The organism is Chitinivibrio alkaliphilus ACht1, assembly GCF_000474745.1.
Taxonomy (GTDB): Bacteria; Fibrobacterota; Chitinivibrionia; order Chitinivibrionales; family Chitinivibrionaceae; genus Chitinivibrio; species Chitinivibrio alkaliphilus.
Genome location: NZ_ASJR01000019.1, coordinates 1 through 24,622 on the forward strand (window position 1 = coordinate 1; position 24,622 = coordinate 24,622).

Here is a 24,622-nt window from a genome sequence, read left to right on the forward strand (position 1 = left end):
TATACACCATATACCAGAGAGATCCAAGCCAGAGGATCGTGCCTGAAAGTGAACCTTTGTTACTCCGGCGCCGGGATATATACATGAGGGGTATGGCCAGGGTAAGGGTTATGATGTCATTGCCCCGCCAGATATGTCGTATAAATTCAGTATCCTGATACAGACCATCCAAAAACAGCCCTCCGAGGGAGGCAATGCCTGCAAGGATCATGATATGGGTGGTAAGGCGGTATGCCCTGGTGTGAAAGCGGTTCATGGAAGGCTTCCTTGTTTTTTTGTATACACACGGAGATCTAACTGTCCGTGCCTATTTTTTGAGGTTTTCAGCCTTTTTTTCCACGGTCTCCTGCAATTGTTTCTTATAGGCAATCAGGGATTCCTGAACGGAGCTGTTTCCCACGGAGATAATCTGTGCGGCAAGGATACCCGCATTTTTTGCTCCGTTGAGGGCAACCGTGGCAACGGGAATGCCAGCGGGCATCTGGAGTATGGAAAGAAGGGAGTCCCACCCGTCAATGGAATTTCGTGATTTAATGGGAACACCGATTACGGGCAGGGGAGATATAGCCGCCACCATTCCCGGCAGATGGGCCGCGCCACCTGCGCCGGCGATAATGGCCCCAACACCGCGGGTATGTGCTGCTGCGGCAAAATCGTAGAGTTTTTGAGGGGTGCGGTGGGCAGATACAATGTCCACTTCCCAGGCCACACCCAGTTCATCAAGAATGTCTCCGGCTTCCTGCATTACGGGCAGATCCGAATCTGACCCCATGACGATACTGACTATTTTTTCTTCCATGATGTCACCTTTATTAATTGTTGTACCCGTTTTGCCTTTTTTCGTGCTTCGTCCAGTGTGGTGGCGAGGATGGTTGCATGGCCCATTTTTCGTGCGGGCCGGGTGATTTTCTTGCCGTATAAATGTATCTTTACCCCCGCCATGGCAAGGGCCTCAGAAAGCCCTGTGTAGCGTACGGGGCCTTCAAAACCGGGCTCTCCGAGAATATTTACCATCACGGCGGGGCGTTTTAATTCAGTACTTCCCAGGGGCAGATTCAGGACGGCCCGCAGGTGCTGTTCAAACTGCGACGTCATAACGCTCTCAATGGTGTGATGGCCGCTGTTATGCGTACGGGGGGCCACTTCATTTACCAGAACATCCCCCGTGGAGTCAATAAATAATTCCACTGCCAAAAGCCCCTCCATATTCAGGAGGGAGACGATTTTTTCTGCGGCCTCGCGGGCCTTTGTGCCCTGTTGCTCCGTCACTGAAGCGGGACAAAAAAGGGTGTCCACCAGATTTTCCTGTGGGTCAAACTCCATCTCCACAAGGGGATAGGTGGCTGTCTCACCGGCTTTGTTGCGGGCCACAATAAGGGATATCTCCTTTTCTATGGCCACCTTTTCCTCAATCACCGAGGGGCCGTCCAGAAGTTTCTCAAGATCCTTTGTGTGGGTGATCACGGCAACACCACGGCCATCGTAGCCACCTGTGCGCAGTTTTTGCACAAAGGGAACCGTGATATGCCCTGCATCAAGGGCGTGGAGGATTTGCTCCTTTGATTCGTAGAGATGAAAAGGGGCGGTGGGGATATCGTTGCGAGTATAAAAGGTCTTTTGTTTTCCCTTATCCTGTATCAATTCAAGAACGTCCGGATCGGGGGCGATGCGTACTCCCTCGGATTTCAGTTTTTTAAGGGCGCCCATGTGAACATTTTCAATCTCAAAGGTGAGAAGATCCACCTCTTTGCCAAAGCGGTAGACCGCATCAAAATCGAGGTTGCTCCCTTCTATATGGCGGGTGGCGATCTGTGCGGCGGGACAATCCTTGTCGGGATCAAGGACATAGGTGGTCATATCCCACTTGCTTGCTTCCTGAATAAGCATTTTTCCCAGCTGTCCGCCGGAGATGATGCCAATTATCAAATCTGATGTTACAAATTCTTCCATATGCTGTCTTTCAAAAGGGCGGTTTCTTTTGTACCTTGCGGGGAGGCAGGATCTTCACCCTGCCGGCTGAGATAATATACAAAAAAAACAGCTTCGGGAGTGAATAAATCCCCTGCATTTTGGGGAGAGTGTGAGGAGTATGTAATAGGGTAGTATTGGAAAGAGAAACCTTGCGTCAGACAAAAGTATGTATCTTTCGTAAGGGAATATGTCTATTGGAAACCGTGATTGGCAGAGGCGGCCACAAGTTTTCATGATTTTGCGGGGATGGTTTTTATGTATACTGTGATACTAAATACGCCCTTTTGTTGAAGGATATGGAAATCTCAGTTGGGGCAATACCACATGGGAGAATTTCCGTGAATACTGCCGCAATCTCCATTTGTCAGCTCCCGGTGTGGGATGTTTTGCCATAACCGCACCGGGGACAGCCCATGTCGTTGTGGTTTTTTCGGGAAATTTATTCGGAGAACCCCGATGCCAGAATACCCGCGGGGAGGGCAAATATACCGATGCCAATGATCGCAATGATTGCACCCAGTATTTGTCCCTGGGGAGTGATGGGATAGATGTCTCCATATCCAACGGTGGTAAGGGCGGCTACTCCCCACCATATTGTTTGGGGAATACTTGAAAAGACTTCCGGTTGCGCAGGGTTTTCAATATGGTACATGAGTGTTGCCGTTAGTACCAGAAGGAGAAATGTAAAGAAAAGGGCTGTAAAAAGCTCTTCCTTTTTATCCCTGAACACAGAGGTTATATGAGATAGGGCTGTGGAGTAGCGGGCTATTTTAAAGAGTCGAAGCAGTCGATGTATTCTGAATACCCTGAGTAAGCGTAGATCTACTCCGAGAAAGGGGAGGTAAAAGGGTAGGATCGCCAATAAATCTATAATGAGGAGTGGGGTTGCAGCAAATTTCAGGTTGCCCCACAGGGGTTTCTTATATGCCGGGTGTATGTTGGCGGTCCATATGCGCACAAGATATTCAATGGTAAACACCGTTACGGAGAATACCTCAAAGATGGAAAAAAATGATTCGTATTGTAGATATACCGATTCAACTGACTCCAGAATAATTGCCGTTACATTTAAAAAATGATGATGATAATAGAGAGATCAATGTACCATCCTGCATCTTTGGTTTTTCCTAAAGGGGTTAGGAGGGTATACAGGGATTGTTTTAATGAGTACCGTCCTTTCGTTGTATCATGGGAGTGATATCCTACTCTTTTTTTATTTTTTGACACCGTTACCTCCATCTGATTTTATTTTTCATATGCAACGATTCCTTCATGCAGCACCAAAAATATTTTTTCTAAATGCGTAATGTCCTGCAGGGGATTTCCTGAAACAACCATAATATCAGCAATTTTTCCAGCTTCCAATGTACCAAGCTCTTCTTCTATACCGCATACAAAGGAGGCATTTTTTGTTCCCGCTACAATAATAGCCATATTTGACATCCCTGCTTTTTTCATAAGTTGTATTTCAGTACGGGGAAAACCGCGATCAAAGTCGCCCATAAACCCTTCAAAATCAGTTCCAAGTGCTATCTTTCCCCCTACCTGGTAAAATTTTTTGAGATTTTCCATGGCTACATCACGATAGTCAAGGCTAAATTGCGAACTTACAATATCCCATAATTCCAGGGTTGGAATCCAGTAAATTCCCGCATCAATAATTTGCTGAATTGTAGTATCATCAACAGGATCCACAACCATATGAGCAATATCATCAACTCCGGCATCAATTGCCCATTGTAAATGTTCTGCAAGATTAATATGTGCCGATGTTTTTATTCCCCGTGATCGTGCTGTTTCTGTTATGGCCTGAATCTGTTCAAATGTTGGCAGTTCCCACGGTCGCCCCTGTTCAAAATCTGTAATTGCAAATTTGATAACATCAACATTGTCATCAATATAGCTGTTTACCAGTTCCTGAGCCTCTTTTACAGAGGAGAATCTGCTTCCATAGCCATATCCGCCGGGAACGCCCATAATAGATGTGGCGGATAGTATTCTGGTAAGGTCTGTGCGTTGATTCAGGGTATCCCGTTTACGTATATAGGTCAGGTTCCCTCCTGTGGAGCCGGGCATTCTGCTTTCTCCGGGACATAGGTCACGCACGGTTGTTATTCCCGCTCTAAGCCATTTTTTGAGATTTCGTTCATCATAGGCATAGTGTACATGGGTATTAATGAAACCCGGTAATATGGTTTTTCCCTCCAGATTTTTTTTCACAGCTTTCTGTGGAATCTTTATTTCTTCCCGTGATCCAACAGCTGTAATTCGCTCTCCCTGTATTACCACTACGCCGTTTTCTATGGGAGGTGTGCCAGTTCCATCGATAATCAGGCCGTTGTACAGTACGATGGTTTTTTTGTTGGAATCCTCTTCGGGGGTTTTTTCGGCTGACATTACGACACTCAACGTGGCGAATACAATAACGAAGGTTGTCTGCATTATGTTCATTATACTACACCCATTTGTTAAAATGAAAAAAGGTATCTATATCGGATATTGTTTCTGTGATGTAAGTCTGAACCATCTCTTCGACATACTTTAGTTGAAAGGCGTTGAGATTGAATATGATAATTGGATAGGCATATTCTGTTAAGGGTTGAGTACGATTCTGTTGAAGCCATTCCATTACCACACTGTAGAGGGAGCCATTACATAACAATGCTGCTGTTTTTGTATCCTGTATATGTACGTGACCGTGTTTGCACAGGTTTTTAAATATGTGTTCAACACGCTCGTTGGATTTGTGAAATGTGTGTGCCCTTTTTTTCTCAAAGAGGGGGTCAAATCCCGGAGCTTCAATTAGCATTGTCTTTGCAATTTCCTGCAACTGCTGGAAGGTCCATAATTCTGCCGCTTTGTATCTGCAAAAGCCCTCTATTACACCGAGGTCGCTTTTTTTGAGGGCAAAATCAGATATTATCTGCAGTTTTTTTGCGAATTCGTCATATAAGTGCTGAAAGAGTTCACCCTTGTTATTGAAATAGAAATAGAATGTGCCAACCGATATGCCTGCTCTGGTGGTAATATCCTTAATTGTGGTTTGGGTATATCCCTGTTTGCCGAAAAGATACTCCGCTGTGTGAATGATATGTTTTTTTTCTTATCTTTTCTTTGTTGTGTTTTTTTTGATGTTCTGTATGGCATAGGTGACTCAAGCATAGAATATTGTTCTATACTTGAGTATATATTTATTTTACCCAATAATGCAAACTTTTTTGGTGCTTTTCTTTAAGCAAAGGGGGCGGTGATATTGTGTTGGTAGCATCACCGGTATTTGGTGTGGAGTTAGGCCCCTGTTTTCTCCGCCAGTCGCCGGATATTGTCGTTAATCTTGAAAAGAACAATCATGAGCTCGCTGTAAATACGTGCAAACAGGGCTGTTGCCACCATAGTGATAAGACCGGCAATAATGCCCATAATACCCCCGTTGCTAATCATACAATCCCCCCTGCAACAATAGAACCCAACAGGCCAAGCCAGTAGATAAGGGTGATAATTTTGGGAACGATCATGGTGTCGAAAAAGAGAAATTCTTTCATGCTGGTACTTCTGTAAAAATGAAACTACAGTTAAAATGTACACACAGTGTAGCTTGACAAACATACTTTCGCAAGATCTTTTTAATACTCTCTGTTGTGTAGAGGCGTATTGCGTGGAAAAACACTCTTGTACAGGCAGGTCTTCGTGGGTAAAACGCATAAAAGACGATCTTTCTTTTGACACCGCAGGGGGCCTGTTCTATATTTTTGTACAGGAAATGATAATACACGGGCCTTTTTGGCTCAGCCAGCACGCTGAGGAGGTGGTATGTCCGGCAGCACTTTCGGAACTCTTTTTCGCATTAGTACCTTCGGAGAAAGCCACGGTGGCGCCGTAGGCTGTGTCCTTGACGGTGCTCCTCCGGGGCTTGCCCTCTCCGAAGAGGATATTCAAAAACAGCTCGATCGAAGAAAACCGGGTCAGTCCTCCGTAACCACTCCCCGTAAGGAGCCGGACAAGGTACATCTTTTGTCCGGTATTTTTGAGGGGCAAACAACGGGAACACCCATTTTGATGATTCTCTATAATAAGGATGCCCAGCCCAGCGCCTATAACGATATAAAAGAGATGTTTCGTCCCGGTCATGCAGACTATACCTATCTCAAAAAATACGGTATCCGGGATTATCGGGGGAGCGGTCGGGCCTCAGGACGTGAAACGGCAGCGCGGGTTGCCGCCGGTGCCGTGGCACAAAAACTTCTCAGTCAGCGCGGGGTCTCCATTACGGCCTACACCTCCCGCACGGCAGGTATCAGCTGCACCACCTATAATCCTGCAGAGATAGAAAACAACCCCATGCGGGCCTGTGACCCCGTTGCTGCGGAACAGATGGTCTCACGTATTGAAGCCCTGGCTCAGGAAGGAGACAGTGTGGGCGGCATTGTGGAGTGCCGTATTACGGGCGTCAGGGAGGGACTTGGTGAACCGGTGTTTGATAAGATTGAGGCTGATCTTGCCAAGGCGATGCTTTCCCTGGGGGCGGTGAAGGGCTTTGAGATTGGTCGGGGCTTTGCCGCGGCAGATCTTCAGGGCAGTGAACATAACGATGCCATGGATGCCCATGGGTTTAAAACAAATAATGCCGGTGGAGTCATTGGCGGGATTACCACGGGGGAGGAGATCTATTTTCGCATTGCCGTAAAACCGACATCCTCCATATCAAAAGAACAGGACACCGTTGATCTTGACGGAAATGAGCGGGTTATCCGCACGGAAGGACGACATGATCCCTGCATTTGTCCCCGCATTGTGCCCGTGGTGGAGGCCATGGCGGGATTGGTCCTTGAGGATCATTACAAGCGCTTTGAAAGCCAGAATCTGTAACAGTAAAGCACCTTCGGGTGCTTTTTTTATCCCCTGAAACGGGAGGTGATATGATGAATGTGAAAAAAAGATGACCGTGGGAACTGAGGAGTATACCATTTACTCACTCCATGCAACCGGAGTGGACGGGGTGGATCGCCTCCCTGTGTCCCTGAAAATATTGTTGGAAAATCTTCTACGTAATGCCGAAAGCCCCTTTGTGGAAGAAGGCCATATTGCTGCCTTTGAGCAGTGGCTTGAAAAGGGATACTCCTCTCAGGATATTGCCTATCACCCCGTGCGTGTGGTGATGCAGGATTTCACGGGGGTTCCCGCCGTGGTTGACCTTGCGGCCATGCGTGACGCCCTGGCCCGTCTTGGGGGAAATCCCGGGGATATCTCTCCGCAGATTCCCGTGGATCTGGTGGTTGACCATTCAGTCACGGTGGATTATTATGGTACGGAGGATGCCTTTGAAAAAAATGTTGCCGCAGAATATGCCCGCAACGGTGAACGATACGGCTTTTTGAAATGGGGGCAGGAGGCCTTTGATAATTTTCGTGTGGTGCCGCCGGGAACGGGTATTGTGCATCAGGTAAACCTCGAATATCTCGCAAAGGTGGTGTGGATACGGGTAGAGGGGGGTGAGAAAACTGCCTGTCCCGATACCTGTGTGGGAACAGACTCACACACCACCATGATAAACGGTCTCTCTGTCCTTGGCTGGGGAGTTGGCGGGATTGAGGCTGAGGCGGCCATGCTGAATCAGCCCGTGACGATGCAGATTCCCGAGGTTGTGGGCTATGAGCTGCGGGGTGAACTGCGTGAGGGGGTGACGGCTACAGATCTTGTCCTTACAGTGGTAGAGCATCTTCGTACTCACGGAGTTGTGGGGAAATTTGTGGAGTTTTACGGTGCGGGACTGGCGCATCTTTCCATTGCCGATCGTGCAACCATAGCCAATATGGCCCCTGAATACGGTGCCACCTGCGGGTTTTTCCCCGTGGATGATGAGACCCTTGCCTATCTTCGTTTTACGGGACGTACATCCCATGAGGTTGATTTGGTGCGTGCCTATGCCCAGGAACAGGGGTTGTGGAATGATCCATCCCACAGGCCGGCCCGCTTTACGGAAATCCTCAGCCTCGATCTTTCTCAGGTGGAGCCCTCCATTGCAGGGCCAAAACGCCCACAGGACAGAATCCCCCTTGCCCGTGCACCGCATATTCTGGCGGGAAAAGAGGGGAGAGATACCACAGGAAAGATCTCCGTACCTCTGAAAGATACGGGGGGAAGTCTGAGTCACGGAGATGTGGTTATTGCCGCCATTACCTCCTGTACCAATACCTCAAACCCGGCGGTACTTGTTGCCGCAGGGCTTTTGGCAAAAAAGGCGTATGAAAAGGGGTTGTCCGTATCTCCCAGGGTAAAAACATCCTTTGCACCGGGGTCGCAGGTGGTAACGGAGTATCTTTCCCGGGCAGATCTTACCCCCTATCTCAATCGTCTCGGCTTTACCCTTGCCGGATATGGCTGCACCACCTGTATTGGAAATTCCGGCCCCCTGAACAGAGATATCTCACAGGCCATTGCCGATCACGGACTTAATGTAGCGGCGGTCCTTTCGGGAAATCGAAATTTTGAGGGACGTATCTCCCCGGATGTGAAAGACAGCTATCTAACCTCACCGCCCCTTGTGGTGGCCTATGCCCTGGCGGGGAGTATGCATGTCAACCTGCAGGAAGATCCCCTGGGACGGGATGCGGCGGGCACACCGGTCTATCTGCGTGATATCTGGCCCTCCGAAGGGGAGATTCAGGAATATATCCGAAAAAATCTCTCTCCTAAGATGTTTTCTCAGCGCTATGCGAGCGTTTTTGCGGGGGATGATCGATGGAATGAGATGGCAGTTCCCCGGGGGAATACCTATGCGTGGAATAAAGACTCCACCTATATTCAGGCCCCGCCCTTTTTTGATGATATCACCAGCCCCCCCCGCGATGAATTTGTCCTGAAGCAGGGGCGTATCCTGGCACTGCTCGGTGATACGGTCACCACGGATCATATCTCCCCGGCCGGGGCAATCCCTGCAGATTCTCCTGCGGGAAAATGGCTGCAGGAGCAGGGGGTATCCCCCGCGGAGTTTAATTCATACGGCTCCCGGCGGGGAAACCATGAGGTGATGATGCGGGGTACCTTTGCCAATATTCGTATCCGCAATGAAATGCTTGCGGACGTGGAAGGGGGCTATACCATCCATATTCCATCGGGACGCACCCTGCCCATCTACGATGCAGCCATGGCCTACGGGCGTGAAAATACGCCCCTTGTGGTTATTGCCGGGGCTGAATACGGTACCGGCTCCAGCCGAGACTGGGCTGCCAAGGGTACCCGCCTTCTTGGCGTGGGGGCTGTGGTGGCCGAAAGCTTTGAACGAATACATCGTTCCAATCTCATCGGTATGGGGGTGCTTCCCCTGCAGTTTCAAAAAAATGATGGGCGAAAACAACTTCAATTAACCGGACGTGAAGAAATCTCCCTGCGTCTGAAATATCCTGAACCCGCCGCCGGTATGACCGTGTATATGGATATTGCCTATGAAAATGGACAGAGCCGTTGCTGTGAGCTCACCGCCCGCATAGATACGGCGGGGGAGCTCCACTATTTTCGCCATGGCGGGATACTTCATGCGGTACTGCGCAACATGGCGGGGCAGTAAGATGGATGGACGGGATTTTTCACTGCGGCAGCTGCAAATCCTCTTTTCCATATCCCGGGAGCTGAGCTCCGGGAATGCCCTTTCTGTTATGCTGGATGGTGTTATTGCCATTCTTGAGCAGGAGGCGGGCTTTGAACGGGGCACCATTGCCATCCTGAAGGCATCGGGACGGGAGCTGGCCATTGATATCAGCCGCGGCCTTTCCCCCCGGGAGATAGAAAAGGGATGGTACAGCATTGGCGAAGGGGTGCTGGGCAGAGTGGCGGAGACGGGAACCCCCGCCCTGATTCCCCGTATTGCCGAAGATCCCTCCTTCCTTGATAAAACGGGGGCGCGCCGCGAGGTGTCCCTGGAAAATCTCTCGTTCCTCTGTGTTCCCATCACCTCCCGGGGAAAAAATATCGGTACCCTCTCCTGTGACAGGCCTGCCTCCGATGATGAGAGCCTTTTGAATAAGGACCTTCTTTTTTTGCAGGCCGTGGCCGATCTTATTGGCCGGGTGGTGCAGGCGCGACGAAAACAAAAGGCGGAGCTTGAGGCCCTGGAACGGGAAAACCGCCAGCTCAAAAAGCATCTCTCCGAACGTGCAGATGCAGGACGATCAGATCGCATTATTGGAAACAGCAGTGCCATGGCAGCACTCTACACGCAGATAGCCCAGGTAGCTCCCCTTGATACGCTGGTGCTTATTCGCGGTGAGACCGGTACGGGTAAGGAGTTGGTGGCCCGTACGCTCCATGAGAAAAGTGCGCGCCAGGACAAGCCCTTTGTGGCGGTAAACTGCGCCGCCATTCCTGAAACTCTTTTGGAAAGCGAACTCTTTGGACATACTAAGGGGGCCTTTACGGGGGCAGCGGGGTCGCGGCGTGGTTTTTTTGAAGAGGCAGAGGGGGGCACTCTTTTCCTGGATGAGATTGGAGATATGAGCAGCAGTGCCCAGAGCCGCCTTTTGCGGGTGATACAGGAAAAGGAGATGTATACCGTGGGCTCTTCCCGACCGAGAAAAATTGATGTACGCCTGATCTGTGCCACCAATAAAAATCTTGAAGAGGCTGTTCAGGCGGGAAATTTTCGCGAAGATCTCTACTACCGTATTAATGTGATGTCCCTCTTTATTCCCCCCCTGCGAGATCGTGGGGCGGATATTCTTCTCCTTGCCGATTATTTTATCGAAACATATGCACGCCGCCATGAAAAGAAAATTACCCGTTTAAGTACCCCTGCCATTGAAATGCTGTCGGCATATCACTGGCCGGGAAATGTGCGGGAGCTGGAAAATGTTATTGAGCGGGCCGTTATTGTTTCCTTTTCCTCCGTCATTGATGCCCATGATCTTCCCCCCAGCCTGCAGATGAAGGAAAAATTATCTGCGGAAGCACCGGGGCAGCCGGGCCTTGCGGAAAAGATAGCGGTCTATGAAAAGGAATTGATAATCGATGCCCTCAAGGATGCACGGGGCAATCAGGCGGAGGCTGCCCGCCTGCTCCATACCACAAAGCGGGTTATTCAGTATAAAATCACAAAATATGGGATCGCCTATAAAAAATTCCGCACCGGGGGAGCTTGATACAATATTGTATCGCGCGACAATAAAAATACAATTTTGTACCACTCGTTTTTGCAAAGGTCTCCACAGAGGCTGGGTTCCCTTTGGCACGTCCTTTGCTTTTATGGGTCATAGCAACTGATTGAACCTGTAAAAGGAGTAACTATGACAACACGAAGCGAAGCGGTGCGAGCCATTTCCGCAGAAAAACCGGGAGATACGTGCGTATCCTCCGGAGGGTTTTCCCTTACCGATGAGTATGGAACCGATGTGTTCAACCTCAGAACCATGAAAAAGGTACTATCCAAAGAGGTGGTACGCTCTTTGACCCGAACCATTCGCGAAGGAGCTCCCCTTGATCCTGCTATTACCGATGAGGTGGCCACGGCTATGAAAAACTGGGCTGTCGGACGGGGTGCCACCCATTTTACGCATTGGTTTCAGCCGCTCACCGGTGCAACGGCGGAGAAACATGACTCCTTTATCGAGCCCGATGATACGGGGGGAGTGCTCATGAATTTTTCCGGAAAGAACCTTGTACAGGGTGAGCCCGATGCTTCCAGTTTTCCCTCCGGCGGTATTCGGGAAACCTTTGAAGCACGGGGATACACTGCCTGGGATCCCTCCAGCCCTGCCTTTATCAGACGTGATACCCATGGGGCAACCCTCTGTATTCCCACAGCCTTTTGCTCCTACACGGGCGAGGCCCTGGATAAAAAGACCCCCCTTCTGCGTTCCATGGAGGCTGTTTCTGAAAAGGCCAAGCGGGTACTATCCTTTTTCCGGGAGGTTTCAGCCGATGATGTGGTACGTACAACCCTTGGGGCGGAGCAGGAGTATTTCCTCGTAGATAAGCGGTTTTACTATGCCCGGGAGGATCTTGTCCAAACAGGACGTACCCTCTTTGGAAAGCTTTCGGCTAAAAATCAGCAGATGGATGACCATTATTTTGGATCCATAAAAAGCCGGGTTATTGATTTTATGTCTGAGCTTGATCGTGAGCTCTGGCGTCTGGGGATACCCGCCAAGACCCGTCATAATGAAGTTGCCCCGGCGCAGTTTGAACTGGCGGCACAGTTTGAAGAGACCAATATTGCCGTGGATCATAATATGCTGGTTATGGAGACCCTGCGCTCGGTGAGTGATCGCCACGGTTTTGTCTGTCTTCTCAATGAAAAGCCCTTTGCCGGGGTGAATGGTTCGGGAAAACATAATAATTGGTCCCTGTCCTATAAGGGGGAAAATCTCCTTGAGCCGGGAGAGGATGCCCATAAAAACGTTCAGTTTCTCACCTTTCTCTGTGCTATTATTGCAGCGGTGGATAAACACGCCGATCTTCTTCGTATTGCTGTGGGTTCGGCGGGAAATGATCATCGCCTCGGAGCAAACGAAGCGCCGCCTGCCATTATTTCCATGTTTTTGGGGTCGCAGCTTACAGATGTTATAGAACAGCTAGAGCGTGAAGACCTTTCCTCAACCAAACAGGGGGGCGTAATGAATATCGGCGCCGAGATTCTGCCCCGTCTTCCCATGGATGCTACAGACAGAAACCGTACTTCCCCCTTTGCCTTTACGGGGAATAAATTTGAATTCCGTGCCGTGGGCTCTTCCCACTCCTGTGCCGGTGCCAATATCGTGCTGAACACTATTGTGGCAGAATCCCTTGATGAACTGGCCACACGGATGGAATCCATCGACCGGGATAATTTTGAAGCGGGGCTCCAGAAGGTGCTTGCCGATACCATAAAATACCATAAACGGATTATCTTTAATGGGGATAATTATTCCGATGCATGGGTGAAAGAGGCTGAGAAACGGGGACTTCTCAATCTCAAAACAACCCCCGAAGCCTTGCCCCATCTTCTTTCAGAGAAAAATCGCGCCCTCTTCAGCATGTACAATGTGATGAACGAGCGCGAGCTGGAATCTCGCCATGAGGTATTTACAGAGGAGTATACCCATACTATTGATATTGAGGGAAAAGTGGCCCTTGATATTTCCCGGACAAAAATCTTGCCTGCGGCAATAGAGCAGATGGGAGTCTATGCTTCCACCTTGAAAGCCGTAGCTGCCCTGAGTCGCGTGGGAAGTAAGGCCATACAGAAAGAGCTTGATGAGCTGGGAACTTGTGTAGATGAGCTCTCCACTGCCAATGAAGCTCTGGAGGCGGCCGTGGAAAAGGGTGGTGCAAAAGAAATTATAGCCGCCATGGAGGCGGTCAGAACCAGTGTAGACACCCTTGAAGAGTGTGTGGATGATCGTATCTGGCCCCTGCCAAAATATCGGGAAATGCTCTTTATTATGTAGAATATCCCCCTCTTCCCGCAGGGAAGGGGGGTTTGACCTTCACCGAAGCGTAATATATTTACGTATAACTGTTTCGGGAGGTCTTTTTTTATGAGTTTGGTTCGTTCCCTCTACACGGTCATTTCGCGAGCGTTTCGGCGGCATGGCCGTGCCTATCTTCTCTTTCATATCTACTATTCCATACTTACGGTAGTGCTTCTTGCTCCGTTTTCTGGGTGGGCCCTTGCGGGGTTACTTCGTGTAACAGGGCATACCATGGTGGGAAATATGGACCTTCTCTCTTTTTTTATTACCCCCGCAGGAGTTTTTTGGGCCATTGCCTCACTCACGGCCGCATCGGTACTGAGTTTTCTGCAACACGCTGGTATGATGCTTATTACATTGTATGGTGCTGTAGATCAACCGCGAGGTACCTTGGGAGTAATGTGGCGCCTGCTTCGTCGTCTCCCGCGTTTGCTTTCCCTTGCCCTCGTGCAAGTAAGTGCCCATGTGGTCCTATCTCTGCCGGGGGTATTACTCATACACGCGCTCTATCATGCCTATCTCGGGGATTTTGACATCTATTTTGTGGTTAATGAACATCCTCGGGAGGTATGGCATTTTGGTGTGGCAGCAGTAGCTCCTCTTTGTAGCACCCTATTTTTGAACGGTTGGCTCTATTTACGCTGGTTCTTAGCCCTTCCTATTATGATCCTTGAAAATCGCTCATCCTTTGCAGCCCTGCGTGGCAGTGTAGAACGCACCCGAGGAATACGTACCATTCTTGCCGGTGCCGTGCTCACCATGGCAATCATTGTATCGGCTGTACCGGCCATGATAACCTTCTTTGCTGAACAGGCAGGGGGAATGCTTCTTGCCATGGTGCCAGAGGTTTATCCTATGCAAATCTCTCTTATGGCAACCCTTGTTGTGGTATCCCTGCTTCTTACAACCCTGCTCTCCTTTGGAGCCGTATCCCTCAACAGTCTTCTCACCATTGCGGTTTACCGACGCCGAAGCCCCCATGCGTCTATCCCGCCGCCAGTACCGCACGCCCCGCCCCAAGCCGGGGCCTTTGCCTGGGGTGTGGAAGCTGTTATTGTAATGGGGGCACTCCTGCAATTTTCCTGGGCGATGTTCATGGTAGATGTACATGAATATCCTGCTGTCACAGCGCATCGGGGCAGTTCTGCCGAGGCACCGGAAAACAGTCGTTCTGCCATCGACCTTGCCCTTGCACAGGGGGCAGATTATGTGGAACTTGATATTCGCAGTACCGCCGATGGGGTTCCCATACTCCTGCATGACCGTGATCTTCTCCGTATTGCCGGTGATCCTCGCCCGGTATGGGAGGTCTCCATGGATGAAATTGCCGCTATGGATGGGGGAAGCTGGTTTTCTCCCGCCTTTGCCAAGGAGCCCATACTTACCCTGAATGAAGCCTTGGAACGCATCTGTGGCCGGGCACGTCCCTATCTTGAGATAAAGCCGGGACCGAATAAAGGCGCCTTGATCCGCGCGGTAGACTCTCTTCTCAGAAAGTACTCCTGTCACGAAGAAACTATTATTGCCGCACTCACCCCGGAGACCTTGGCGAAGGTCAACCAAAAAATGCCTGAGGTACGTACCAGCTTATTTGTTCACTCCTCCATTGGGAGCATGGATAATCTTGATGCGGATATACTTGCCTTTCGTGATGCACTTATCACACCCGCCTTGGTGCGACGAAAAAAGGAACGGGGCTACGAGGTACATGTGTGGACCGTAAATGATCCCCGGGCCATGTCTCGCTTTATTGATCACGGTGTGGATAATATTATCACGGACTATCCGGCACGGCTGGTTGCACTTCGTCAAGAGAAAGAAGGTCTTTCAGAGGGGGAACGGCTCCTGCTGCGTATGCGAAATTGGATTTGGTAGGGTGTGCCTCTTTATGTATTGACGAACCTATTCACCGATGTATCAAGGAGTGGGTATGACTTTTATTGTAACGCCATCTCAAATGCGGGCGATTGACCAAGACACAATTCAAAACGATGTTGATCGTGGCTTTTACTACATGGGATGTGCAGCAAAGGCTCTCTTTGAAGAGGTACACCACCTCTGCGGGATTCACGGGTGGCGACATATCACCATCTTTTGCGGAACCGGAAATAACGGAGGAGATGGGGTGTATCTGGCCTGGCTGCTGCGCCGTGCCGGATATGCAGTTCTTCCTCTCTGCCTTGGGACGGTACGCACCGCAGAGGGAGCTGCTGCGGTACGGCTCTATGAAAAAACCTACGGAAAAATAGACATCCTTTCCCATACGGAAGATCTCTCTCAACTTCCCCCCACGGATGTATACATTGAAGCGCTATTGGGCACCGGAGCTGTAGGGCCCGTGCGTGGCCGTGTTGCGCCCTGTGTTGCCCATATGAATCGCTCAAACCGTCCCGTGATTGCCGTTGATTCCCCCGCTGGAGTAGATGCCGCCACGGCTGAGGTATATCCCGGAGCTTTACAGGCGTCGTGGACCCTGAGCCTTGGATTTCCTCGGGTTGGACATTACTTCACTGATACATCGGTTCTCGGTCGGTGTATCTGTCGCGTTCTGCCCTACCCAAAGGAGATAGTACAGCGCCATGGAGACTCGGTATATCTCTTGGATGAAAACCGTGTTACTGCGGCTATTCCACGACGTCAAGACCGAGGTTCCAAATACGACCACGGCGTTCTCTTTTCATTTACGGGAAGCCCGGGAATGACCGGCGCGGCAGTACTAAGTGCGCGTGCCGCCTTTCGTTCGGGGTGCGGCATGGTCTACGCGGCGCTTCCTGAAGACTCTTTTTCTGCCATGACCTTCGGCTGTATGGAAACAGTCTGCATTCCCCGTGTCCTCCCGGTAACAACATGGAAGAATGAAGAGCCCCTGGCCACGGCCCTGCGTCGTTCTACGGCACGTCTTGTGGGGTGTGGGCTCTCACGAGATCCCCGTATAGCAGAAGAGATACGCACCTTTTGTTCTCTGTACCCTACTCAATTGGTGCTTGATGCCGATGGACTCACGGCCTTTGCCGGTCATGATGAACTTTTACGGCAGCTTGACACCCCCATTCTCACCCCTCACGCAGGGGAGTGGCAACGGCTTTTCGGCCCACTTCCGCCCTACGGCACCGAATGGATCAGTCGTGTTTCCCACGTGGCACAATCCTATGGGTGCGTCCTTGTTTTAAAGGGAATGCCAACTCTAATTGGCGCTCCCACGGGGGAGGTCTTCCTTTCAACGTATGGAAATAGTGCCCTTGCTACGGCAGGAACAGGGGATGTCCTTGCGGGGTGTATCGCAGCATTTCGAGCACAGGGATGCAACAGCCTTAATGCCGCCCTTGCCGGCGTTGCTCTCCATGGGCGGGGGGCAGAGTTGTTTGCTGATGAGCAGGGTGAACACGCCTTACGAGCCTCAGACCTGCCAAGCTATATTGGTCGTGCCATACATCACACTCTTAGTGGTACATCGGACCCTGCTTCACCGCTTCCATGAGAGAAACGAGAGTGCGACAAATACCGTGTAGAGTTCCAACCGTCCCAAAAGCATTGCCACGGAGAGGATCCACTTTCCCGGAAGGGGGATCCAGCTAAAATTCTCCGTTGCTCCCACCCCGGCAAGGCCCGGTCCAATATTTGACAAACAGGCTGTCACCGCTGTTACAAGGGTAGTAAAATCTTCTAAGAAAAAACTCATGAGAAAGGTTATGGTAATGTACGAAAGCATAAACAAGAGAAAGAAGCCGATAATATTTGCCACCTGTTTTTCTTCTATGGCCACATTACCCACTTTCACTGACTTTATAATTTTGGGATGCATAATTCGCTGAATTTCGCGAAGGACCGCTTTACTGATCACTTGAATACGGATCATTTTTATTCCCCCAGCCGTAGAACCTGCACACCCACCGAAAAACATAAGAATCACCAGAAGCACCCGCACCGCATTGGGCCATACATCAAAGTCGGCAGTTCCGTACCCCGTAGTGGTAATAAGGGAAATAACCTGAAAACTACTGACCCGTACGGCCCCCGGAAGAGTGGCAATTCACTCCTGCTCAGTATCTATTTTCTGATGAATCTCTTCGGAGGAAAGCGGGGCTGATCGATAGGACGAGCTGATCGTGCGTTCATCCTGCACCCCCTGCGTACGCAATACCACCGTGGAAAAAAGAATGGCTCCGGCAACAAGAATTGCGTAAAAACGAAACTCGCGATTGGTGGTAACCACCGCCAGAGAACGCTGAAAGATAAGGGCATAATGCAACATAAAGTTCATGCCCGCCAAAAACATAAAGATGGTGATCACCGTATCAATATTGACAGAATCGTAGTAGCCGATACTCGCATTTTTTGTAGAAAACCCACCTGTTGCCATGGTGCCGAAGGAGTGACAAAGTGCATCAAAAAGAGTCATGCCTCCCAGGGTCAACAGAAGGGTCTCCGCCAGGGTTAAAAGGATGTACACCCCCCAAAGCACCTTTGTAGTATGTCCCAGTTGCGGGCCTATTTTTTCTGCCGTTGGCCCGGGAACTTCACCACGGAACATCTGATATGCTGTTATCCCCGATGCTGGAAAGATAGCTAAAACCAAGGTAACAATACCCATTCCGCCCAACCAGTGGGTCATGCTCCGCCAAAAAAGAAGCGACTTAGGAAGAGCCTCGATATCGCGTAATATGGTTGAGCCCGTAGTGGTAAACCCGCTCATACTTTCGAAAAACGCATCGGTAAACTGGTGAAACCAAAGGGACGAAGTGCCAGAGCTCTCCATAAAGTACACCCAAAGAGGAATGGCGCTAAAGAGACTCAGGAAAATCCAACCAAAGGTAACAATGGCAAAGCCTTCACGAATACCGTTCCCCACGAGGGTGGGGGGTTTTTGTATCTTGAAAAGCGTACCGACACACACCGTTACCAAACAGGAAATAAAAAATCCCGATGCCGGGGCAGTACTCAAGATGGTCTGAAGAGATTCTCCAGAGGGAGTTTCTAACACGGCAATTCCCAGGGGGATGAGAAGTATTACCCCCAGAAGCTGGAGCAGTGAACCAATGGTATGGATGACAAAACCGTTATTCATACATTCTTCTCAAAGAATCGGTTTACTGCTTTTTCATTATTTGCCGTAAAAAAGACCATAATTGTATCTCCGGGAGCAAACACCGTATCGCCGCGGACAACATGAAACGTTTCATCCCGTACCAAACAAGCGATAATGAAGTCTACCTTTGCCTTTGCCTTTGCCCGCACTGAAACAACAGATTCACCCGCAAGCTTACTATTCTCCCCAAGGGAAAAACGATTCATTCCTGCATCATTCTTTCTGCTTTTAAATATGCTTTTCCGCGAAATACCCGTTATGTCTGAAAACAGACGATGTATGGTAAGGCTCGTGGGCTGAATTAACAGATCGATGCCGAGGGTATGAAAAAGTTGTGCGTGTTTTTGATTATTTGTCACGGCAAGCACACGCTGTGCTCCCTCTGCTTTGGCAAGAAGACTGGTCATCACATTTTCTTCGCCGTTTTTTCCAAGAGATACAAATATTTCTGCACTATGAACGCCCGCTTCAATAAGGGTCTCTTCATTTCCCGGATCTCCGTGAAACACATCTGTGCCGTGTAAATTTTCAGCACAGATATGACAGAAGGACGCATCCTCAGAGATAAGGGTAACCTTCTTGCCCTGTTTCTCTAACTGCGCAGCAAGCGCCACTGCCATGGGTGTATCTCCACAGAGGGTTACCTTCTGTATACGCTCTTCGGAGGCGATACAGATTTTTTGGAAATTAGGGAGTTTATGATGTGGCATTATGGTTACGATTTCATCGTGCGGGAGAATCTCCGTATCTCCGCGTGGAATCAAGGCTTCTTGATTGCGGTAGATCATAAGAAACAGTATGTGATCCATTCCTTCCATGGCACTTATTTCAGAGGCGGTCTTATGCACAATAGGGCTGGAGGGATGCACAGCAAAGTTCCTCAGAGCAATTCGGGCTTTGTGAAAATCAACCAGCTCTGATACGGAGGGCGTTCGAATATATTCGAGAATATACTCCATGGTTTCGGTTTCAGGTTGGATGATATCGGTAACACCGAGTTTCTCCAGCTCAAAAATCTCCTGCGTATATTTGGGGCTTATAAGTCGAGCCACCCGCGTTGGAACTTGATATTTTGCCGCAAGATGACAGGTAAGTATATTCAGCTCATCCTTTGCGGTAACCGCTATCAGAATGTCCGTATCACCGATATTTGCTTCGATTAACTTTTGCGGATCAGCCCCTTCACCGTGAATAACCCGTATATCCATTTTTCCAGAGGTTAAGGATTGGTAGGTTTCAAAATTACTCTCGATAATGGTTATGTCAGGTTTTGTGTGCTCTTTCTCAAGCTGTTTTGTAAGGGAAATACCCACAAATAATCTTCACGTGACGCTCCCGGTTAAAGTATATCCCATGGTCTTTCTACTACCGTATTTCTGAGAAAAGAGGACATGCTCTGGAAAAGGCGTTACCGGAAAGAATACTTCCTTCCACAGAACCCTATCCAACCGCCGTATTCTGCAGGGGTGGAAGTGGTGCCGTAAACGATATGCTCCCGTGATATATATTTGAGATTGATTGATAGTTGTGTTACCTTTTCACGAAAGCAGCTGCCATGTCCCCTATGCACGGCACTTCACTGAGATCCTCCCTTTCTCTTATCCTGCTTCTGATCATGGGTGGTTTTGGAGTGATGGGGGGAAGTTTACTTGCGCCGGTGCTCCCTGCCTTGGCAGACCCCTTTCATGTTTCTTCGGAGAAGGTCGGCCTGGTTTTAGGAGTCTATACTGCAGCTGCGGCCCTGGGGCTTCCCTGTATTGGGTTTTATATCGATCAGGGCTATACAAGAGCTGTGGGGGGTGTTTGTCTCTTTCTGATTGGTTTTTTTGGCGTGCTCTGCCCCATTGCTCCCTCTTTTCCAGTCCTCCTGCTGTTTCGTTTTATCCAAGGATTTGGAATTGCTGGACTCATCCCCCTTTCCATGACCTATATCGGAAATTGGTATGGCGGAGAAGCTCGTTTGGCCCACATGGGGTATTTAAGTGGAACTATCGCCCTTTTTGGTGTCGTTAGCCCTCTTGTGGGTGGCCTTGCAGCAGATTTTCATTGGCGGGCCCCCTTCTTTGTGTATCTGCTTCCGCTTCTCCATGCACCCTTATTTTTATTGTTTGTGTCCCATGGAGATTCTTCTGATAAAAAGGAAAAAAACGATACCTCATTTCTTTTATACGGACGCTCCTTTCTCAAAAGCAGCATTCTTCCAGGAGTTCCATCTGTACTCTTTTTTTCCTTTTTAACATTTTTTCTGCTCTATGCCTTTGTTGTTTTCGTCCCCTTGTATGTTGTGCAAGTCTATGACGAAGGCGCCCGTTTTTCCGGCCTTCTTTTGGGAGTAAACGGTGTGTGCGCAGCTCTTGTCTCAACTCGGGCGGTATTCTTCTCACACCGCTTGGGAACCTCACGAACACTCCTCTGCGGATATATCTTGGTTGCCCTTGCTCTCTTTGGCTTTGTAAACGCCCCATCTACAGGGGGAGTAGTCCTTTTTTCCCTGCTTTTTGGCTGTGGTTTTGGCCTTATTCAACCTCTCATTTTTTCCCGGGCTGTGTCTGTTGCCACTCCGGTTTCACAGGGGAGTGTGGTTGCCCTTTTCAATATTTGCAAATACACCGGCATGACCTTTGCCCCCTTATTCCTTGGAAGCATACAGCGTATCGTTTCTCTGCATGCCAGCTTTTTTACTGCCGCCATGGTCGCCCTTATTGGTGCCGGGGCAAGCCTTTGGTTTCGCCGTGGGTGATGGAGTATCGCACAAACGCATACTGCGCGCGCAATCAATCGGAATGTAATGAAAGCTCACTTCCAGGCATTTCTCTTGTTTGTAACTCATAGCTGCCATTCCTAATAATAAAACAGGTTTTCAGTTCTCTTACATTTTTCCTTCACCGCCTTTTTCTCTCTTGCAGTAAGTTCACTCCACTCCTTTTCTTCTCCCGTGACATCCACAATAGCCATTTTTTCAAAACGCTTACGATTTTGTTTCCGTTCATGTCTATTCGGTGGTATCATAAAATCTCCTAAACTGTTTGTGGGCTGTATAGATATAATACACCCAACATGTGTCATTTCGTGACATTGTCAACACTCTTTCTCTACTGAGTGTACCATATTTTCAAATATGATGCCTACACATCACCGCAATTTCTTTATATGCACCAAGAGCAAAACCGCTGGCAATCCTTATTTTAGCATCCATAAATGCGAGGATAGTATAGTACAAATAAAATTTCCCTTGCATTGTTCTTCAAATCAGTTATACCAAAGAATCATACATGCATAAAAACAAAATCCATCAACATTGTAACATATGTTACAGCCTCGTTTTTTATAATGGTGTATCTTGGATAAATGTAACACGTATAAAAGGAAGCCCTATGAAGTACTGCTACTTTCAAGACACGGAAAAAACGCACCCCGTTCACAATGTCAGGGTGGCAAATATTTACAGCAAAAAAGATGCGCAGGTGATGCATATCACCCTCCAGCCGGGGGAGGAGCTGGTTCCGCACAAAACACCTGTGGATGTGTTTTTCTATGTTCTGGAAGGATCTGTCACCGTATATGTGGGTGATGAAAGTAATGAGTATGGCCGGGATATGTGTATTGAAAGCCCTGCTCATATTCGTCATTTCCTTGGAAATAATCGTGACGAAAGAGCACGTGTTCTTGTTGTAAAAACCCCAAACCCATCTACATAACCTATTGGAGGTCTCTATGTATTGTTATCAATGTCAGGAAGCAGCAGGCGGCGTTGCCTGTAAATCACAAAAGGGCGTCTGCGGGAAACCGGCAGATGTGGCCGATCTTCAGGATCTGCTTATCTATGCTCTCAAGGGGATTGCCCAGGCCGTAGAGCGTGGTGCCACCCGTGATGAAGAGGTTGACACCTTTGTTATTACGGGCATATTTAAAACAATTACCAATGCCAATTTCGATGGCGCCGTCTTTGAAAAAGATATTGCCCAGGCACTGGAAATCCGTGACTCCCTCATACAATCCGCCGGAATTTCTGCCGATACGGATGCCCTCTCTTTTCATCTGAAGGGCAACCTTCTGGACGCGGTATTACGAAAAAACAAAATGGTGGAAAAGGCCTCTGAAGTGGGTGTCCTTGCCACGGAAAATGAAGATGTACGCTCCCTGCGTGAGCTTCTTACGTACGGAGTAAAGGGTATCGCGGCGTATTATGAGCATGCGGCGAATTTGGGCAAAAAAGATACGGAGATTACCGATTTTATCTATAAAGCCCTGGCTGCCACCCTTGATGATACTCTTTCCGCGGATGATCTGACCAACCTCGTCCTTGAGTGCGGAAAATTTGGTGTGAATGTTATGGCCCTTCTTGATGCTGCAAATACAGAGGCCTACGGTAATCCTGAAATTACCGAGGTAAATATTGGTGTGCGCAATAACCCTGCTATCCTTATTTCCGGTCACGACCTTAAAGACATGGAGCGTCTTCTTGAGCAGACAAAGGGAACGGGTGTTGATGTGTATACCCATTCGGAGATGCTTCCGGCCAACTATTATCCCACCTTTAAAAAATATGACCATTTTGTGGGAAATTATGGAAATGCATGGTGGAAACAAAATGAAGAGTTTAAGAGCTTTAACGGCCCTGTTCTTTTTACCACAAACTGCATAACTCCCCCTGCAAAAGAGTATAAAGACAGAATTTACACAACAGGCGCCGCCGGTTTTGATGGATGTACCCATATTGCGGCTGATGCTGCGGGAAACAAGGACTTTTCCGCCCTTATTGCCCATGCAAAGGAGTGTGAGCCTCCAAAGGAAATCGAGAAGGGCACTATTACGGGTGGCTTTGCTCACAATCAGGTCCTTGCCCTGGCAGACAAAGTGGTTGATGCCGTCAAGGGAGGTGCAATTAAAAAGTTTGTTGTCATGGCCGGCTGTGACGGTCGTATGAAATCCCGCGATTACTATACTGATTTTGCCAAAGCCCTTCCGCAGGATACGGTGATTCTCACAGCGGGATGTGCCAAGTATCGGTATAATAAGCTGGACCTTGGAGATATTGGCGGTATTCCGCGCGTCCTTGACGCGGGACAGTGTAATGACTCCTATTCCCTTGCGGTAATTGCCATGAAGCTTCAGGAGGTCTTCGGCCTTGAGGATATCAACGATCTTCCCATTGTGTACAATATTGCCTGGTATGAACAAAAGGCGGTGATTGTTCTTCTTGCCCTGCTTTCCCTCGGGGTGAAAAACATTCATCTTGGTCCCACCCTGCCGGCTTTTCTTTCTCCCAATGTTGCCAATATCCTTGTGGAAACCTTCGGTATTGGAGGAGTAGGAGAGGTGGAGCAGGATATAAAAGAGATGATTACTGCATAGGAGGAAGTATGGCAGATGCACGCAATAAAAATGAAAACAATGTTGCCGGAGCATGGTTTGTGGATGCCTCCTGCATCGGTTGTGAACTCTGTGTGGGGAGTGCTCCCCACACCTTTACCCTGGATGATGACGGGTTGGCCTATGTACATACACAGCCCTCAGACGATGATGAGCGGGCCGCCTGTGAGGATGCCCGGGAAAATTGTCCCGTTGATGCTATCGGCAAGGACTAACAATAGTAGGGGAGGCAGGGCCTCCTCTTCTTCTTTTCATAACATATATTACACACTGATAATTGTCGCGACAGGAGGCAGATGAAACGGGGAAAGTCCGTGGCCGTTGAAACTGAGTGTTACGGTCTATTTGCGAAGTGGAGTAACCAATGTCGTGAACTCCCTCGATTCCTCAAATTTACCAAAACCATACCCGCTCGGGTAGAATCTGAATTTGGCTATCTTCTCTATATCCGCGGGGGGAAGGGCACAGCCCTTGACTATCGAATTATCCACCCTCCCTTTTTAAATAGTAGCGGAGATATCACACCAGATTTTGTCGGATCAATCCCAATACGAAGCAACGCTTTTCAGGCATACGTGGGCGACACCCTCTGGGAGCCCCTTGATGACAAGTGTGGCCCCTGGCGTATTATCTCTCAGATTAAGGGTCGTGTTGTTGCAGATACGACCTTCACCGTTGTTTCTGAACCCACATTGTACGACGACCTTATCACACGTCATGCACGGGAACATCTGTAACTCCAACTGAGCGA

General features: G+C 49.1%; 21 protein-coding genes and 1 pseudogene. 11 read left to right on the forward strand and 11 right to left on the reverse strand.

Annotated elements, in window-relative coordinates:
* From CALK_RS09125 to CALK_RS13200, 7 genes and pseudogenes are all read right to left on the reverse strand, one after another.
* Positions 1 to 256: pseudogene (locus CALK_RS09125) on the reverse strand (hypothetical protein); the annotation flags it as partial.
* Positions 257 to 307: 51 nt separating this feature from the next.
* On the reverse strand, positions 308 to 799 hold the full coding sequence (gene purE / locus CALK_RS09130; protein ID WP_022637400.1) for a 5-(carboxyamino)imidazole ribonucleotide mutase: 492 nt from the start codon (positions 797 to 799) through the stop codon (positions 308 to 310).
* Positions 784 to 1,950, reverse strand: a complete 1,167-nt coding sequence (locus CALK_RS09135) for a 5-(carboxyamino)imidazole ribonucleotide synthase (RefSeq protein ID WP_022637401.1) — start codon at positions 1,948 to 1,950, stop codon at positions 784 to 786. The genes purE and CALK_RS09135 overlap by 16 nt, the downstream gene beginning before the upstream one ends.
* 460 nt (positions 1,951 to 2,410) lie before the next feature.
* Entirely contained in the window at positions 2,411 to 3,028 is a 618-nt protein-coding gene (locus tag CALK_RS09140) for an ion transporter (protein ID WP_081698106.1), read from the reverse strand.
* A gap of 188 nt (positions 3,029 to 3,216) precedes the next feature.
* Positions 3,217 to 4,422, reverse strand: coding sequence for an amidohydrolase family protein (locus CALK_RS09145; protein ID WP_081698107.1), 1,206 nt, complete (start codon positions 4,420 to 4,422; stop codon positions 3,217 to 3,219).
* A gap of 4 nt (positions 4,423 to 4,426) precedes the next feature.
* The gene (locus CALK_RS13440) at positions 4,427 to 5,062 is read right to left on the reverse strand and encodes a TetR/AcrR family transcriptional regulator (protein WP_081698111.1); all 636 of its coding nucleotides are present in this window, start codon (positions 5,060 to 5,062) and stop codon (positions 4,427 to 4,429) included.
* A gap of 197 nt (positions 5,063 to 5,259) precedes the next feature.
* Entirely contained in the window at positions 5,260 to 5,412 is a 153-nt protein-coding gene (locus CALK_RS13200) for a DUF4282 domain-containing protein (RefSeq protein ID WP_022637407.1), read from the reverse strand.
* A 369-nt stretch (positions 5,413 to 5,781) separates the two neighbouring features.
* On the opposite strand from CALK_RS13200, the gene aroC reads away from it, so the two are divergent.
* The 6 genes from aroC (at position 5,782) to CALK_RS09190 (ending at position 16,890) form a co-directional block, all read left to right on the forward strand.
* A complete protein-coding gene (gene aroC / locus CALK_RS09165; protein ID WP_022637409.1) occupies positions 5,782 to 6,837 on the forward strand; it encodes a chorismate synthase in 1,056 nt (351 codons plus the stop codon).
* 70 nt (positions 6,838 to 6,907) lie between these two features.
* Positions 6,908 to 9,535 (forward strand): aconitate hydratase AcnA, encoded by a 2,628-nt coding sequence (gene acnA, locus CALK_RS09170; RefSeq protein ID WP_022637410.1) that lies wholly within the window; start codon positions 6,908 to 6,910, stop codon positions 9,533 to 9,535.
* Complete coding sequence (locus CALK_RS09175) at positions 9,504 to 11,102, forward strand: sigma-54-dependent Fis family transcriptional regulator (RefSeq protein WP_204365308.1); 1,599 nt, start codon at positions 9,504 to 9,506, stop codon at positions 11,100 to 11,102. The genes acnA and CALK_RS09175 overlap by 32 nt, the downstream gene beginning before the upstream one ends.
* Before the next feature lie 144 nt (positions 11,103 to 11,246).
* Positions 11,247 to 13,388 carry a glutamine synthetase III family protein gene (locus tag CALK_RS09180; RefSeq protein ID WP_022637412.1) on the forward strand — a complete coding sequence of 714 codons (2,142 nt, stop codon included), beginning with the start codon at positions 11,247 to 11,249 and terminating at the stop codon, positions 13,386 to 13,388.
* A gap of 90 nt (positions 13,389 to 13,478) precedes the next feature.
* Complete coding sequence (locus CALK_RS09185; RefSeq protein ID WP_022637413.1) at positions 13,479 to 15,287, forward strand: glycerophosphodiester phosphodiesterase family protein; 1,809 nt, start codon at positions 13,479 to 13,481, stop codon at positions 15,285 to 15,287.
* Positions 15,288 to 15,342: 55 nt separating this feature from the next.
* Positions 15,343 to 16,890, forward strand: coding sequence for an NAD(P)H-hydrate dehydratase (locus CALK_RS09190; RefSeq protein WP_022637414.1), 1,548 nt, complete (start codon positions 15,343 to 15,345; stop codon positions 16,888 to 16,890).
* On the opposite strand, the gene CALK_RS13205 is transcribed toward CALK_RS09190, so the two are convergent.
* Genes CALK_RS13205 through CALK_RS09200 form a run of 3 tightly spaced genes read right to left on the reverse strand, consistent with a single transcriptional unit; the run spans position 16,876 to position 19,811 of the window.
* Positions 16,876 to 17,442: a TrkH family potassium uptake protein gene (locus CALK_RS13205; protein ID WP_204365309.1), complete on the reverse strand. Its 567-nt coding sequence runs from the start codon at positions 17,440 to 17,442 to the stop codon at positions 16,876 to 16,878. The genes CALK_RS09190 and CALK_RS13205 overlap by 15 nt on opposite strands.
* Complete coding sequence (locus CALK_RS13210; protein ID WP_022637416.1) at positions 17,443 to 18,477, reverse strand: TrkH family potassium uptake protein; 1,035 nt, start codon at positions 18,475 to 18,477, stop codon at positions 17,443 to 17,445.
* Positions 18,474 to 19,811 (reverse strand): NAD-binding protein, encoded by a 1,338-nt coding sequence (locus CALK_RS09200; RefSeq protein ID WP_022637417.1) that lies wholly within the window; start codon positions 19,809 to 19,811, stop codon positions 18,474 to 18,476. The genes CALK_RS13210 and CALK_RS09200 overlap by 4 nt, the downstream gene beginning before the upstream one ends.
* A 242-nt stretch (positions 19,812 to 20,053) precedes the next feature.
* Between CALK_RS09200 and CALK_RS09205 the strand changes: the two genes are divergently transcribed.
* Positions 20,054 to 21,238, forward strand: a complete 1,185-nt coding sequence (locus CALK_RS09205) for an MFS transporter (RefSeq protein WP_022637418.1) — start codon at positions 20,054 to 20,056, stop codon at positions 21,236 to 21,238.
* 101 nt (positions 21,239 to 21,339) lie between these two features.
* Here the strand turns inward: CALK_RS09205 and CALK_RS12915 are convergent, their stop codons facing one another.
* The gene (locus tag CALK_RS12915) at positions 21,340 to 21,507 is read right to left on the reverse strand and encodes a hypothetical protein (protein WP_155851845.1); all 168 of its coding nucleotides are present in this window, start codon (positions 21,505 to 21,507) and stop codon (positions 21,340 to 21,342) included.
* Between the two features lie 365 nt (positions 21,508 to 21,872).
* On the opposite strand from CALK_RS12915, the gene CALK_RS09210 reads away from it, so the two are divergent.
* The 4 genes from CALK_RS09210 to CALK_RS09225 all read left to right on the forward strand — a co-directional run bounded on the left by CALK_RS09210 (position 21,873) and on the right by CALK_RS09225 (position 24,608).
* Positions 21,873 to 22,196, forward strand: a complete 324-nt coding sequence (locus tag CALK_RS09210) for a cupin domain-containing protein (RefSeq protein ID WP_022637420.1) — start codon at positions 21,873 to 21,875, stop codon at positions 22,194 to 22,196.
* Positions 22,197 to 22,212: 16 nt separating this feature from the next.
* A complete protein-coding gene (hcp, locus tag CALK_RS09215; RefSeq protein WP_022637421.1) occupies positions 22,213 to 23,853 on the forward strand; it encodes a hydroxylamine reductase in 1,641 nt (546 codons plus the stop codon).
* An 8-nt stretch (positions 23,854 to 23,861) separates the two neighbouring features.
* Positions 23,862 to 24,086 carry a ferredoxin gene (locus tag CALK_RS09220; RefSeq protein ID WP_022637422.1) on the forward strand — a complete coding sequence of 75 codons (225 nt, stop codon included), beginning with the start codon at positions 23,862 to 23,864 and terminating at the stop codon, positions 24,084 to 24,086.
* Positions 24,087 to 24,167: 81 nt separating this feature from the next.
* Entirely contained in the window at positions 24,168 to 24,608 is a 441-nt protein-coding gene (locus tag CALK_RS09225) for a DUF3859 domain-containing protein (RefSeq protein ID WP_022637423.1), read from the forward strand.
* The last annotated feature ends 14 nt before the right edge of the window (positions 24,609 to 24,622 follow it).

Bases quoted from the DNA above. Each gene is read 5' to 3' on its own strand.
- CALK_RS09205 (WP_022637418.1), top strand. From the start codon at position 20,054: ATGTCCCCTATGCACGGCACTTCACTGAGATCCTCCCTTTCTCTTATC.
- CALK_RS13210 (WP_022637416.1), bottom strand. From the start codon at position 18,477: ATGAATAACGGTTTTGTCATCCATACCATTGGTTCACTGCTCCAGCTT.
- CALK_RS09145 (WP_081698107.1), bottom strand. From the start codon at position 4,422: ATGAACATAATGCAGACAACCTTCGTTATTGTATTCGCCACGTTGAGT.
- purE (WP_022637400.1), bottom strand. From the start codon at position 799: ATGGAAGAAAAAATAGTCAGTATCGTCATGGGGTCAGATTCGGATCTG.
- CALK_RS09185 (WP_022637413.1), top strand. From the start codon at position 13,479: ATGAGTTTGGTTCGTTCCCTCTACACGGTCATTTCGCGAGCGTTTCGG.
- aroC (WP_022637409.1), top strand. From the start codon at position 5,782: ATGTCCGGCAGCACTTTCGGAACTCTTTTTCGCATTAGTACCTTCGGA.
- CALK_RS13200 (WP_022637407.1), bottom strand. From the start codon at position 5,412: ATGATTAGCAACGGGGGTATTATGGGCATTATTGCCGGTCTTATCACT.
- CALK_RS12915 (WP_155851845.1), bottom strand. From the start codon at position 21,507: ATGATACCACCGAATAGACATGAACGGAAACAAAATCGTAAGCGTTTT.
- hcp (WP_022637421.1), top strand. From the start codon at position 22,213: ATGTATTGTTATCAATGTCAGGAAGCAGCAGGCGGCGTTGCCTGTAAA.
- CALK_RS09225 (WP_022637423.1), top strand. From the start codon at position 24,168: ATGAAACGGGGAAAGTCCGTGGCCGTTGAAACTGAGTGTTACGGTCTA.
- CALK_RS09210 (WP_022637420.1), top strand. From the start codon at position 21,873: ATGAAGTACTGCTACTTTCAAGACACGGAAAAAACGCACCCCGTTCAC.
- acnA (WP_022637410.1), top strand. From the start codon at position 6,908: ATGACCGTGGGAACTGAGGAGTATACCATTTACTCACTCCATGCAACC.
- CALK_RS09180 (WP_022637412.1), top strand. From the start codon at position 11,247: ATGACAACACGAAGCGAAGCGGTGCGAGCCATTTCCGCAGAAAAACCG.
- CALK_RS09175 (WP_204365308.1), top strand. From the start codon at position 9,504: ATGCGGTACTGCGCAACATGGCGGGGCAGTAAGATGGATGGACGGGAT.
- CALK_RS09135 (WP_022637401.1), bottom strand. From the start codon at position 1,950: ATGGAAGAATTTGTAACATCAGATTTGATAATTGGCATCATCTCCGGC.
- CALK_RS09220 (WP_022637422.1), top strand. From the start codon at position 23,862: ATGGCAGATGCACGCAATAAAAATGAAAACAATGTTGCCGGAGCATGG.
- CALK_RS09190 (WP_022637414.1), top strand. From the start codon at position 15,343: ATGACTTTTATTGTAACGCCATCTCAAATGCGGGCGATTGACCAAGAC.